Origin of the sequence: Octadecabacter antarcticus 307, assembly GCF_000155675.2 — a bacterium.
Lineage (GTDB): Bacteria > Pseudomonadota > Alphaproteobacteria > Rhodobacterales > Rhodobacteraceae > Octadecabacter > Octadecabacter antarcticus.
The window spans coordinates 815,676-828,823 of the sequence record NC_020911.1 but is presented as its reverse complement, the minus strand read 5'-3'; the positions used below and the strand labels follow the sequence as shown (position 1 = coordinate 828,823).

Here is a 13,148-nt window from a genome sequence, read left to right as displayed (position 1 = left end):
GCCTAAACATCACCCCAGTCGGCAAGGCCGGCCTTGCCCGCCACTGTTAGCCCGTAGACACCGCGCTCCACCCGCGTGAACCACTTATAATGATCATCCGCCATGATCCGTGTCGCGCCCGGAACCTCGGCCCATTCCGCAACTTTCGCGCCCTTGCTCGCACCATGCACCGCCAGAAACCGCGCACATTTCAGCGCGTCTTGGCGGTAACCGGTGACAATGCCGTGGCGCGTGGCACCGCCTTCATTCGGATCGCCTTCTAGCCGATCAAACGCCCGCAACAACGCATGCGCCTTTTTCTTCAATTTGCGCGCCGCATAGGGCCCCGGATCGGCCAACGCCTCAACAAATCCATCTCGCATGCGAACAGTCAACACCCCCAACCCCAACCGGCGCGCCAGTTTCACATTGGATCGCAGCGCTTTATCCTTACCCCCCGCGGGGACCGCGACATACACGTCGTCAGTCACCGCAAGCCGTTCAATTCCTTGATGAAACAACGCCAGCGAAAACCCCAGCTTCAATTCAACCACAACAACATCATCGCCGCGCCGCCCGACAACATCTGCCGCGCCGACCTCACCCTTAACGGTGTAGCCCTGCCGCGTCAGATGCGCCTTCACGGGGCCGTATAGGTCTGCTTCGCGCGGTTTGCTCATGGCGCTCACGATAACAACATTTACACACACGAACCAAGCCACCAAACTGGCGTCGTGACGGATATGATAACCCGCGCCGACATCAACGCCTTTTGCGCGACCCTGCCCCACGCCAGTCACGTGGTCCAATGGGGCAGTTCGGATGTCTGGAAAGTCGGCGGCAAACTGTTCGCGGCCTGCGGCTGGCACGACGGCGAACCTGCCGTCACGTTCAAGGTGTACCCCATCGCCTTCGAAGTGCTGCCCGACATGGACGGCATACGCCCCGCACCGTATCTGGCATCGCGCGGCATGAAATGGCTGCAGGACACCCGCGATCCTGGCCTGTCAGACGTCGAACTCAAAAACCACATCACTTATTCGCACGAGATGGCAGTCGCGTCGCTCACCAAGAAAAAGCGCGCAGAACTCGGGCTGTGACCGGCTTTTACACCCATAGTCGCCATGCGTTAGGGGGTGGTGACAAGGCGGGACCAGCAGCCTATAAACCGCTCAAATCCAACCCCTGATAGGCGTTTTGACATGACCACACTCGTTTTTGGCCACAAGGCCCCCGACACAGATTCCCTAGGGTCGGCTTTAATCTGGGAATGGTTCCTGAACCACACGGGCACCAAAAGCGCGGCCAAACTGCTTGGCACGCCAAACACCGAAGCCGCATTTGTCGCCGAACGTTGGGGCTTTGCGCAGCCTGAGATTATCGCTGACATCGCCGACGACCAACCTTGCGTCATCGTGGACACCAACAATCCCGCCGAATTGCCCGCCAATATCAACGGCGCGGACATTACAGCGATCATCGACCACCACAAACTGGTCGGCGGTCTGGAAACCAAAGGCCCAATCGACATCACGATCCGCCCGCTGGCCTGCACCGCGACGATCATGCACGATTTGATGGGTGCCCATTCTGCACAGATGCCCGAAAACATCAAAGGCCTGATGCTGTCGTGCATCCTGTCCGACACCCTCGAATTTCGGTCACCGACGACAACGGACACCGATAAATCGCTGGCCGAATCTCTGGCGACTGACCTTGGCATGTCGATCCCCGATTATGCCGCTGAAATGTTCGCCGCTAAATCCGATGTCTCTGCGTTCTCTGACGCGGAACTGCTACGCATGGACAGCAAAGAATTCACCGTTGATGGCACCAAGTTCCGCGTCTCCGTGTTGGAAACGACAGCGCCTGCCATCGTGTTGGACCGCAAAGCATCTATCATGAACACCATGACGACCGTGGCAGCCGAAGACGGCGTTGATCAAGTCCTCCTCTTTGTGGTGGATATTCTAAACGAACAAGCCACCATGCTGATCCCCAACGATCTAACCAGATCAGTCGCGGAAAAATCCTTTGGCGTCGTCGTGTCCGGCGACAACGTCGTCCTGCCCGGCGTGATGAGCCGTAAGAAACAGATCATCCCATCCCTTAAGGTGTGATTGTTAGAAAATCGTAAACGGGGCGCCAATCAGCTGGTCAATCAGCTGATTGGCGCCCTTTTTTTCTGCACCTGCGGTATGTACAGGTGGTGTACGCGTTGTGTACAGCCTGTGCCCGCGATGTGATCCTTAAGAATAGGTAAGTCCATGCCCTCAATCGTTAACGCGTTCGCGGAAATTTCAGATCAATATGACGTAGCTTTTGTGGACCTTTGGGGCTGTATGCACAACGGAATCACGCCGTTTCAGGATTCAGTCTCCGCGATGCAAAGCTACCGCGAACGGGGTGGCAAGGTGGTGCTGGTCACGAACTCGCCGCGCCCGTGGGACAGTGTTGAACAGCAGCTTCTAGATATGGGCATGGCGCACTGCTGGGACGCCATCGCGACCAGTGGCGACAGCGCCCGCGCCGCAATGTTTCGCGGATTCGTCGGGTCCAAAGTCTGGTTCATGGGTGAAACGCCGCGCGACGACGATTTCTTTAAACCTCTGAATATTATTGATAATCCAGTGAACATCCAAAATGTCCCGCTTGATCAAGCGGAGGGCATCGTGTGTTGCGGCCCCTTTGACTCGCACGCCGATATCGACGTGAATCGGCCCGAATTTTTGTATGCCAAAACCAAGGGCCTGAAGCTGCTATGCGCCAACCCAGACATCATCGTCGATCGCGGCGAAAGCCGTGAATGGTGTGCAGGTGCATTGGCCGCGCTGTATACCGAAATGGGCGGTGAAAGCCTGTATTTCGGCAAACCGCATCCGCCGATCTACGATCTCGCCCGCCGACGGTACGCCGCGTTAACGGATTCGATGTCCGACCCGCGTATTATCGCCATCGGAGACGGGATTCGCACAGACATCCTCGGTGCCCAACAAGAAGACATCGACAGTTTGTTCATCACCGGCGGCTTGGCGGCTACAGAAACAAAGACGGTTACTCAACCTGATGAAACGGCACTAAGTATCTATATTGAAACGGAAAAAGTTACACCAACACATTCTATTGGCTTCCTTCGATAGGGTAAGAATGTCTTGACTTATGCTGCATCCGCAAGGTAATAAAATTACAAACTTCATAGCGTAGAAGAATTTTTATTACTTGGTGGATGAAAGCATGCTCGATAATACCCCCCGTGGAACCATCTGTATCGAAGACATCGAAATCGGAATGACGCGGTCGTTGCGCAAAGTCATAACCAACCGCGATATCGAACTGTTTGCAGAAATTTCGACCGACCATAATCCCGTCCACCTTGACGATGATTACGCCCGCGACACGATCTTTGAGGGTCGCATCGCCCATGGTATGCTGACGGCGGGTCTAATCTCTGCCGTCATCGGTGAACAACTGCCGGGCCATGGTACAGTCTACCTCGGTCAGACCCTTAAATTCTTGGCCCCCGTGCGCCCTGGCGACATGGTTGAAGCGATTGTCACAGTCACCGATATGGACATCGGTAAACGCCGCGTGACAATGGAAACACATTGCGAAATTGATGGTAAAAAGGTTCTCAAGGGTGAGGCAATTGTCATGGCGCCCTCGCGTAAATTCGACTGATATCAAGGCTGGCTTGAACCTTGCGCGCGGGCGGGCTACGCAAGCCCATGCGCATCATCCGTGACCCAGATTTCATTGCCAAGAACGACCGTGGCGCTGCTGCGGCGATCGGCAATTTTGATGGTGTTCATCTGGGTCATCAAGCGGTCATCGACCTGACCCGCAGCGTCGCGAACGACGCACCTTTAGGTATCCTGACGTTCGAACCACATCCGCGCGATTACTTTGCTCAACGGTCAGATCAGGCCGTCCCGCCGTTCCGCCTGATGAATGCAGCGTCCAAGGCCAATCGCCTTGAAAAACTGGGGGTTGAGCGCCTGTATGAAGTGCCGTTCAACGACGCCCTTGCCGCTTTGGCGCCACAAGAATTTGCGCAAACCATCATCGTTGATCGCCTTGGCTTGACCCACGTTGTTGTTGGCGCTGACTTTTGTTTCGGCAAAGATCGCGCTGGCAAAGCCACCGATCTACAAGCCTTTGGCGCGGCCATGGGGTTCGGCGTCACTATCGCGCCGATGCTCGCGACCGCTGCGGGCGATGTGTCGTCCACCGCGATCCGCGCCGCGCTTGCCAACGGCACCCCGCGCATCGCGGCTGAAATGCTCGGCCATTGGCACCGCATCGATAGGCCGGTCATCACAGGCGAACAGCGCGGGCGCGATCTTGGGTACCCGACTGCCAACATGTCCATTGACGGGTTGCACCCGCCAAAATTTGGTGTCTATGCTGTAAAAGTTGACGTTCTCGAAGGACCGCACAAGGGCAGCTACAATGGTGCGGCGTCCATTGGCGTGCGCCCGATGTTTGGGGTAAATATTCCCAACTGTGAAAGCTATCTATTTGATTTTTCGGGTGATCTATACGGCACCCAGCTGAGCGTTGCCTTAGTCGATTACCTGCGCGGCGAAGAAAAATTCGACGGGCTAGATGCGTTGATCACCCAAATGGACGCCGACTGCGTCCGCGCACGTGGAATCCTATCTCATGTCTGATCCGATTGATCGCAGCGACGTTCGGGCCGAATTTTGGTCCCATGTGCCCTTGTCGAAAATGACAAAGACCGAGTGGGAGGCCCTGTGCGATGGCTGCGGTAAATGCTGCCTCAACAAGCTTGAGGACGAGGACACTGGCGAGGTCGTAATGACCCGCGTGGCGTGCAAATTGCTCGACGACACGACGTGCCACTGTAGCCTTTACCCAAAGCGTCACAACTACGTCCCTGAATGCATCGTGCTGACACCGAAAACCATCGAAGATAACATGTACTGGTTGCCGCAAACCTGCGCCTACCGTCTTGTCTTTGAGGGTAAAAACCTGTTCCACTGGCATCCGCTGGTGTCGGGTGATCCGCAGTCTGTGCATGATGCGGGCGTATCTGTTCAGGGCCTCACAGTGAGTGAGGCAAACATCCCAGACGACGAATGGGAAGATCATATCATTGAGGAGCCACTTTAGATGTTTTTCGCCTCCGACAACTCCGGTCCTGCCCATCCAAAAGTGATGGACGCCATGATGCGCGCCAACGAAGGCTTTCGATTTGGCTATGGCGCCGACCCCGAAATGGACCGCGTGCGCGCCATGGTGCGCGATCTGTTCGAAGCACCAGAAGCGGCAGTTTATCTGGTGTCCACTGGCACGGCGGCGAATTCGATTGCGTTGGCAACATTAACGGAACCTTGGCAGACAGTTTTCTGCACCAAGCTGTCCCATATCAACGAAGACGAATGTAACGCGCCTGAATTTTACAGCGGTGCAAAGCTGACGCTGGTTGCGGATGAGAACGCCAAGATGACGCCGACAACCCTGCGCGCAACGATGTCAGCAGAAGAAACCCGCGGCGTGCATGGACCGCAACGTGGCCCCGTTTCAATCACGCAAGTCACTGAAAAAGGGACCGTCTACACTGTTGCTGAGCTAAAGGCGTTGACTGCTGTAGCGAAAGAATTTGGCGTTGCGACCCATCTGGACGGGGCACGTTTTGCCAATGCCATCGTCACCCTGGACTGCACGCCTGCGGAAATGACGTGGAAAGCCGGTATTGATTGTGTCTGTTTTGGTGGTACCAAGAACGGGCTGATGGGCGTCGAAGCGGTCGTGTTTTTCGACCCCAAACATGCGTGGGAATTTGAATTGCGCCGCAAACGCGGGGCGCATCTGGCGTCAAAGCACCGCTATCTTTCTGCCCAGATGGAGGCCTATCTGGACGGCAATCTGTGGCATGAATTGGCAAGCATGGCCAATGCCAGCGGCCAGCGGCTGGCCGACGGGTTGCGCAAATCCAATGTTGTGACGTTCCCATTTGAGCCCGAAGCCAACATGATGTTCTTTGAAGCCCCGCGCGGATTGCATAAAAAGGTACAGGCGGCAGGTGCGCAATATTACGTCATGGGGTCGCTGGACGGGGACGAAGATGAACCCGTTCTGGGCCGTTTGGTGTGCGATTGGTCCGTTGGCTTTAACGGTGTGGATGCGTTTCTCGCGGCACTAAAAGACTGACGCGACGGCACGCCGTGAACGTCGTGTTCAATCGCGAGGGCTACCGCGGGGATCAGCGTTTCATGTTGGGCGAGCGAGCAGTGGATGAACAGCCCCGCGACGTCGCGCAGCAATCAGAAATCACCTGCGAGGTGACGTTCCAGATCATCCAGACGGTCTTGGCCCCAGAACCGCTCATCCGTATCGGTGATAAAGAACGGCGCACCGAACACACCCTTGGCTACGGCTTCTTCGAGGTTGGACGCGTAGGTTTCAGCCCCATTCAACAGCCCGCTGTCCGCCAAGGCCGGATCAAATCCTGCCTCATCCAGACAGGCCCGAATCACGTCGTCTTCCGCGATGTTTTTGTCATCTGCCCAGCAGTTGCGCGTCAAGGCGTTGACCAGTTTACCCACATCACCACCCGCGGCCTGCGCTGCAATGATTGCATAGGACGACGGTGCTGGATTGGTCGGCCAGAACGCTGGTTTCAGGTTCAGCGGCAGGCATGCGACAACAGCGCGGCGACGCATGTCCTGTAGGCGGTATTCTTGGCGGTTAGGGTGGCGTTCTTTGGGGGGAATACCCCCTGTACGGCCAAATAGCCCCATGATGTCTAAAGGCTTATAAGTGATTGTCGCGCCATGCTTTTGCGCAATCGCCTCAAGCTGGGTCCCGCTAAGATATGTGAAAGGGGAAATCGTGGCGAAGTAATAGTCGATATGTGGCATTTGGTTCTCCTAAAGTCGCGCTCGTTTGTTGGTGCGACCCTACGGACGTGTTACCCCGTGTCAACTTCCGCGATTCTATTACCTTGGGACCTACTGCACATGCCAAATCTAATCGAACCGAAGCTTATTTCCGGCAACGCCAACTTGCCTCTGGCCAAAGCCGTTGCCAAACGAATGTCCATGCATCGCGGTATCAACGTAGGGTTGGTCGAGGCGCGGGTGGAACGGTTCAACGACGGTGAGATTTTCGTCGAAGTCTACGAAAATGTGCGCGGTGAAGACATGTTCATCATCCAGCCAACGTCAAACCCCGCCAACGACAACCTGATGGAATTGTTGATTATTGCTGACGCATTGCGGCGGTCTTCCGCGTCACGTATCACCGCTGTTATTCCGTATTTCGGCTACGCTCGCCAAGACCGGCGATCAAAGGCCCGCACGCCGATCACCGCTAAACTGGTCGCGAACATGCTGGTCGAATCCGGGATTGAACGGATCCTGACGCTTGATCTGCACGCGACACAAATCCAAGGCTTTTTCGACATTCCAGTTGATAACCTTTACGCAAGTCCAATTTTTGCGCTGGACGCCATGCACCACTTCAAAGGCCAGATGGACGATGTGATGGTCGTGTCACCCGACGTGGGCGGCGTTGCGCGGGCCCGTGATTTGGCACAGCGGATTGGTGCACCACTTTCTATTGTTGACAAACGCCGCGGCAAACCGGGCGAAGTCGCCGAAATGACAGTGATTGGTGACGTTGCAGGCCGCACCTGTCTTATCGTGGACGACATAGTCGACACTGCTGGCACGCTTTGCAAAGCGGCTGAGGTGTTGATGGAACATGGCGCGAAAGAAGTGCATTCCTACATCACGCACGGCGTGTTGTCGGGACCAGCGATTGAACGGGTCAGCAATTCGGTTATGAAAAACCTTGTGATTACTGACACGATCCAGCCAACCGACGCTGTAAAGGCCTGTAAGAACATCCGGATTGTGCCAACCGCACCAGTCTTTGCACAGGCTATTTTGAACACGTGGAACGGGACATCTGTGTCGTCACTGTTTGATCACAAAACCCTGCAACCAATCTATGAGGGCATGTATTCGGGACATTAGAATGGGTGAAACCCAACCAGCCTAGTACAATTCCCACTCATCCGCCTGACGCAATTCACCGATTGCCTGCCACGAGACACGGACGCGGGCGATTTTAGTGTCGCCCCATGTCCGGAACACGATGGCAAAGCCGTCTTCTGAAATGTCTTCAGCTTGGACATCGGCGCGGGAGTTTGTATGATTAGCTATATCCCACATTGACAAATTTACCTGCACGATGGGCGCAGCACGGAAGCTTTCGGAAAATTCAATATCCGCACGGGTCTGTCGGGCACCTTCGCCTGTCCACATGACGCCGTCATGTTCAAAGTCGGAAAACAGGACCACGTCGCCGTGATCCACTCCAATCAAGTGATTTCGCAATCTTTTCATGTCTTGCCGTCAGCCCACATGTACCATTATTCATCCAGTGTTACACTAGATGCGAAAAGCGAAAAAATTAAGCCAAACTTGTGGCACGCCAGTTTTTTGTTAACACTAAGATTGGGCATGGCCGCGCAATCGCATGATCAGCGGGATCATCAGCACAATCATTACCGCCCCCATTAAAAACGGCGCTCCGGGTAAATAGAGGCCTTTGTCGTCGACAAAAACCTCGAACACGCCAGTCACAAACAAAGGCGCGAGGAAGGCCGCGATTGATGCCAGCGACGCGATTACGCCCTGGACCAACCCCTGCTTGTCCTCGTCCACAATGTTGGACGCCATGGCCGTCATCATTGGTGGCGACAGATCTGACAGGGCCGCGAATATCAGCACCAGTATCAGCCCTGTCACAGTTGAAATCAGGCCAAAGCCAATGAACCCAACAAGCGCAGACACCATGCCAAGTTGCAGCGTGCGAAATTCCCCGAACCGTGTGATCATCACCGGCATCAGACCGCCTTGCACTCCGGCCAGCAATATCCCGTATCCCGCCAGTGACATGCCAATCAGTAAAGTTGACCAACCGAACAATTCGCGGGTGAAGAACGCCCAGAGGGTCGGGTAAACCATGTTGGCAAATTCAAACACGAACAGACAGATCAGCAGGATGGCGAGACCGGGAATTTTGAAGGCGTCGATGATCGTGTTGAAAGGGTTTAGGTCACGACGCCCAAAGCGGCGGCGTTTGGCGGGCGCAAGGCTTTCCGGCAACACGAACAAGCCGAACACGACATTTCCCGCTGACAGGGCGGCGGCGATCCAGAACGGTGCGGAAATGTGCCATTCGGCCGCGATGCCCCCAATAGCGGGGCCAAGCACAAAACCGATACCGAACGCAGCACCCACCATGCCAAACCGCGCGGCGCGTTCTTTCGGGGTTGAAATGTCAGCGATGTAGGCCGTCGCGGTGGTATAAGTTGCCCCCGCGACCCCCGCGAGGATGCGGCCAATCAGTAGCACCCAGAACACACCAGCCAGTGCCATGATGACGTAGTCCACAGCCAGCACAGCCAACGCCAGAAGCAACACGGGCTTGCGGCCATAAGCATCTGAAAGACTTCCGATAATTGGCGCAAAGATGAACAACGCACCAGCGTAGGACGCCATCAGAACACCGCCCCACAACGCGCCTTCGCCCGTGCCGGACGCACCCACACGTTCCATCAGATCAGGCATGATCGGGAACACGATACCGATGCCGATGGCGTCGATCATGAGGGTGAAGAGGATGAAGACGTAGGCGCGGTTTTGCATCCGGCTACGTGACGCTTTTGAGGTCAGTCTGGCAAGCGCAAAAATGGCGGCAAACTGACAGCTCTGTGTCAGCAGAGTGAAAGCTCCCACCTGTCAGACCATTCAGTTTTAACAGTTTTGTACAAAACGCTCAGTTCAGATTTCGTTAAGATTTGGTGCAGGTCCGTCCTAAATTCACCCTTTGAGCCGTTGAGCCCCCAAGTGCGGCAAACCTAAAAATCAGGCCCGCGACGAATGCCCGCTTAGATCGGCGATTTCTATCGAACCTGGCTCTATCAATCAGAAGCAAACGACAGTAGCTCAGGATCGTCCGAGAAACTCTGCCTACTCGGTTTTAGTCCGGCTTTTGCAGCAACGCGCAACGATGCAACCTTCGTATTTCTGATCGTTGCTGTCACGTGATCAAGTCGCCGCAGCGCAATTTCAGTTGACGCCAGAGCCGCCTTCGAACCAAAGACACGACCACCACAGGTCCGCTTACAACCCAAAATACCAAACACAGCATCCAAATCGGTTGCTACCAAAGGCCGCACGAGAAGCCGGTCAGTTGTGATAGGGGTAACTTTGTCGCTCATCCGCGACAGGATGGGGAAGCCTACTTATTTTCAAGCTTCAGCCAACGCGCCGTAGAAAAGTCCGGCAGAGCAGTCAATCAGTCATTGCCCTAAACGAAAAATGGCGCCCCGCGGTGGGACGCCAATCCTCAATTCCAAATTCGCACCCAATCAATCGACGTGGATGCGCGCCATTTCGGACATGTGGTGCAAGGTCAATTCTGCTTCGTCAACGCCGTTGCCGGATGATTTCGCGGCCTCAACCGCCGTAGTCGCGTCTGCGACCAGCTTGTCCATGTGCTCACGCTTTGCTTCGGTGCGCAAAAACGCTTTTTCTGCCAGAACTGAAACGCCAGTTGCGGTGATTTCAGCAAATCCGCCGGACACAATATATTCAGCGACGCCACCCGAATGGGTCACAGCGAGGATACCTGGGCGCAGCGTTGTAATCGTAGGCGAATGATCGGCCATTGCCGTCATGTCCCCATCCGCACCTGGGATCTGAACCTCGGTCGCGTCCATCTGCGCCAAACGGCGTTCAGGAGAGACCAGATCGAATGTAAAGTCTGCCATGTTAGGCTCCTATCGTCCGATTACGCCCAAGATTAAGCCGCGTCTGCAGCCATTTGCTGAGCTTTGGCTTTCACGTCTTCGATGCCGCCGACCATGTAGAACGCACCTTCTGGAAGGTGGTCGTACTCGCCCGCGACAACCGCTTTGAACGCTGCGATCGTGTCTTCCAGTGGCACTTGAATACCGTCGGAACCCGTGAACACTTTGGCGACGTCAAATGGCTGGGACAAGAAACGCTCAAGTTTACGGGCGCGTGTCACGGTCATTTTGTCGTCTTCGGACAATTCGTCCATGCCCAAAATCGCGATGATGTCCTGCAAGGATTTGTAACGCTGCAAAATTTGCTGAACGTCGGTCGCCACCTTGTAGTGCTCGTCACCGATGATAAGTGGATCAAGCAAGCGAGATGTGGAACCAAGTGGGTCCACAGCCGGATAGATGCCTTTTTCAGAAATTGCACGGTCCAGAACGGTTGTCGCATCGAGGTGCGCAAACGATGTGGCTGGTGCTGGGTCAGTCAAGTCATCCGCAGGCACGTAGACGGCCTGAACAGACGTGATAGACCCGCCTTTGGTGGATGCGATACGTTCCTGCATCGCGCCCATGTCGGTGGCCAGTGTTGGCTGGTAGCCAACGGCGGACGGGATACGACCCAAAAGCGCCGAAACCTCTGAACCAGCCTGTGTAAAGCGGAAGATGTTGTCTACGAAAAACAAAACGTCTGAGCCCGTGTCATCACGGAACTGCTCAGCGAGGGACAGGCCCGTCAAAGCGATACGCATACGCGCACCCGGAGGCTCGTTCATCTGGCCGTAGACCAGTGCAATCTTGGATTCTTCGAGGTTCTCAAGGTTAATAACGCCGGATTCGATCATCTCATGGTACAGATCGTTCCCTTCACGGGTGCGCTCACCAACACCAGCGAACACGGACACACCAGAGTGGACCTTCGCAATATTGTTGATCAATTCCATGATCAAAACGGTTTTGCCAACGCCGGCACCTCCGAACAGACCAATTTTACCACCCTTAGTGTAGGGCGCCAAAAGGTCGATGACCTTGATGCCTGTCACAAGGATTTCAGTCGCAGTGGACTGGTCTTCGAACTTAGGCGCTTCACCATGGATCGAGCGACGCTGATCAGATTTCACTGGGCCCTTTTCATCAACAGGATCGCCTGTGACGTTCAGGATACGACCCAACGTACCGACACCGACTGGAACCGTGATCGGTGAACCTTGGTCGGCCACTTCTTGACCCCGAACAAGGCCTTCAGTTGCATCCATAGCGATGGCGCGAACTGTGTTCTCACCAAGGTGCTGCGCAACTTCAAGGACGAGGTCCTTGCCATTGTTGCTTGTCTTCAGCGCGTTCAGGATCGCAGGCAGTTCCTTGTCGAACTGCACGTCCACCACGGCTCCGATCACCTGGGTGATTTTGCCTTTTGCGTTTGCCATTGTCGTTACTCTCCGGTTTTCTTACAGCGCTTCCGCGCCGGAAATGATTTCAATCAGCTCGTTGGTGATGACGGCCTGACGGGACCGGTTGTATTGGATCGTCAGTTTATCAATCATCTCACCAGCGTTGCGGGTCGCGTTGTCCATGGCAGACATACGAGCACCTTGCTCGGATGCGCCGTTTTCCAACAGGGCCGCAAAAATTTGTGTCGCAACTGCGCGTGGCAGCAAATCAGCAAGGATCGCTTCTTCACTGGGCTCGTAGTCATAGAGCGTGCTATCTGCCTCGGCACCATCGGGCGCTTCGAACGGGATAATCTGCTGTGCTGTTGGCGTCTGGGACACGACGTTGACGAACTTTGCATAAAAGATCGTTGCAACGTCAAATTCCTCGGCGTCAAAACGGGACAGGACATCGCGGGCGATGTCTTGGGCGTTTTCATAGCCGATACGTTTTACGTCAGACAGGTCCACATGCGCGATGAAGTAATCGCTATAGTCGCGGCGCAACGCGTCACGGCCTTTTTTACCAACCGTGATAATCTTCACAGTCTTACCAGCGGCGAGCAGATCGCGTGCGTGCGCTTTGGCATTCTTGGCAATATTGCCGTTGAAACCACCGCACAGTCCACGTTCGGACGTCATAACAACCAGCAATTGCACGTTGTCGGACCCCGACCCCGCAAGAAGTTTGGGCGCGCCCTCACCACCGGCTGACGATGCAAGACCAGCCATCACAGCGTTAAAACGTTCCGTGTAGGGACGGGACATTTCAGCCGCTTCTTGAGCGCGCCGCAATTTTGCAGCGGCGACCATTTGCATGGCTTTCGTGATCTTGCGGGTCGATTTGACCGACGCGATCCTGTTTTTAAGGACTTTAAGGTTAGCCATTTGGCGTCATC

General features: G+C 55.2%; 16 protein-coding genes. 8 read left to right on the top strand and 8 right to left on the bottom strand.

The window, feature by feature from the left end; all coding sequences use genetic code 11:
- Window positions 1-2: 2 nt before the first annotated feature.
- Window positions 3-659, bottom strand: a complete 657-nt coding sequence (locus tag OAN307_RS04290; protein ID WP_044043198.1) for a DUF2161 domain-containing phosphodiesterase — start codon at window positions 657-659, stop codon at window positions 3-5.
- 66 nt (window positions 660-725) lie between these two features.
- On the opposite strand from OAN307_RS04290, the gene OAN307_RS04285 reads away from it, so the two are divergent.
- The 7 genes from OAN307_RS04285 (at window position 726) to OAN307_RS04255 (ending at window position 6,153) form a co-directional block, all read left to right on the top strand.
- Window positions 726-1,079 carry an MmcQ/YjbR family DNA-binding protein gene (locus OAN307_RS04285; RefSeq protein WP_044044470.1) on the top strand — a complete coding sequence of 118 codons (354 nt, stop codon included), beginning with the start codon at window positions 726-728 and terminating at the stop codon, window positions 1,077-1,079.
- Between the two features lie 102 nt (window positions 1,080-1,181).
- Complete coding sequence (locus OAN307_RS04280; RefSeq protein ID WP_015498613.1) at window positions 1,182-2,099, top strand: manganese-dependent inorganic pyrophosphatase; 918 nt, start codon at window positions 1,182-1,184, stop codon at window positions 2,097-2,099.
- A 147-nt stretch (window positions 2,100-2,246) separates the two neighbouring features.
- Entirely contained in the window at window positions 2,247-3,119 is an 873-nt protein-coding gene (locus OAN307_RS04275; protein WP_015498612.1) for a TIGR01459 family HAD-type hydrolase, read from the top strand.
- A 94-nt stretch (window positions 3,120-3,213) separates the two neighbouring features.
- Window positions 3,214-3,657 (top strand): MaoC family dehydratase, encoded by a 444-nt coding sequence (locus OAN307_RS04270; protein WP_015498611.1) that lies wholly within the window; start codon window positions 3,214-3,216, stop codon window positions 3,655-3,657.
- A 47-nt stretch (window positions 3,658-3,704) separates the two neighbouring features.
- Complete coding sequence (locus OAN307_RS04265; protein ID WP_044043197.1) at window positions 3,705-4,649, top strand: bifunctional riboflavin kinase/FAD synthetase; 945 nt, start codon at window positions 3,705-3,707, stop codon at window positions 4,647-4,649.
- Window positions 4,642-5,112, top strand: coding sequence for a YcgN family cysteine cluster protein (locus OAN307_RS04260; protein ID WP_015498609.1), 471 nt, complete (start codon window positions 4,642-4,644; stop codon window positions 5,110-5,112). The genes OAN307_RS04265 and OAN307_RS04260 overlap by 8 nt, the downstream gene beginning before the upstream one ends.
- Window positions 5,113-6,153: a threonine aldolase family protein gene (locus tag OAN307_RS04255; protein WP_015498608.1), complete on the top strand. Its 1,041-nt coding sequence runs from the start codon at window positions 5,113-5,115 to the stop codon at window positions 6,151-6,153.
- A 113-nt stretch (window positions 6,154-6,266) separates the two neighbouring features.
- Here OAN307_RS04255 and OAN307_RS04250 read toward each other — a convergent pair whose 3' ends face one another.
- Entirely contained in the window at window positions 6,267-6,863 is a 597-nt protein-coding gene (locus OAN307_RS04250; protein WP_015498607.1) for a 2-hydroxychromene-2-carboxylate isomerase, read from the bottom strand.
- Window positions 6,864-6,962: 99 nt separating this feature from the next.
- On the opposite strand from OAN307_RS04250, the gene OAN307_RS04245 reads away from it, so the two are divergent.
- Complete coding sequence (locus OAN307_RS04245; RefSeq protein WP_044043196.1) at window positions 6,963-7,982, top strand: ribose-phosphate pyrophosphokinase; 1,020 nt, start codon at window positions 6,963-6,965, stop codon at window positions 7,980-7,982.
- 21 nt (window positions 7,983-8,003) lie between these two features.
- Here OAN307_RS04245 and OAN307_RS04240 read toward each other — a convergent pair whose 3' ends face one another.
- The 6 genes from OAN307_RS04240 to OAN307_RS04215 all read right to left on the bottom strand — a co-directional run bounded on the left by OAN307_RS04240 (window position 8,004) and on the right by OAN307_RS04215 (window position 13,137).
- Window positions 8,004-8,354, bottom strand: coding sequence for an H-type lectin domain-containing protein (locus OAN307_RS04240; RefSeq protein WP_015498605.1), 351 nt, complete (start codon window positions 8,352-8,354; stop codon window positions 8,004-8,006).
- A gap of 105 nt (window positions 8,355-8,459) precedes the next feature.
- Window positions 8,460-9,662, bottom strand: coding sequence for a tetracycline resistance MFS efflux pump (locus OAN307_RS04235; RefSeq protein WP_015498604.1), 1,203 nt, complete (start codon window positions 9,660-9,662; stop codon window positions 8,460-8,462).
- A 275-nt stretch (window positions 9,663-9,937) separates the two neighbouring features.
- Window positions 9,938-10,237: a hypothetical protein gene (locus OAN307_RS04230; protein WP_044043195.1), complete on the bottom strand. Its 300-nt coding sequence runs from the start codon at window positions 10,235-10,237 to the stop codon at window positions 9,938-9,940.
- A 150-nt stretch (window positions 10,238-10,387) separates the two neighbouring features.
- Window positions 10,388-10,789 (bottom strand): F0F1 ATP synthase subunit epsilon, encoded by a 402-nt coding sequence (locus OAN307_RS04225; protein ID WP_015498603.1) that lies wholly within the window; start codon window positions 10,787-10,789, stop codon window positions 10,388-10,390.
- A 32-nt stretch (window positions 10,790-10,821) separates the two neighbouring features.
- The gene (gene atpD / locus OAN307_RS04220) at window positions 10,822-12,246 is read right to left on the bottom strand and encodes a F0F1 ATP synthase subunit beta (protein WP_015498602.1); all 1,425 of its coding nucleotides are present in this window, start codon (window positions 12,244-12,246) and stop codon (window positions 10,822-10,824) included.
- A gap of 21 nt (window positions 12,247-12,267) precedes the next feature.
- Window positions 12,268-13,137 (bottom strand): F0F1 ATP synthase subunit gamma, encoded by an 870-nt coding sequence (locus OAN307_RS04215; protein WP_015498601.1) that lies wholly within the window; start codon window positions 13,135-13,137, stop codon window positions 12,268-12,270.
- Window positions 13,138-13,148 lie beyond the last annotated feature (11 nt).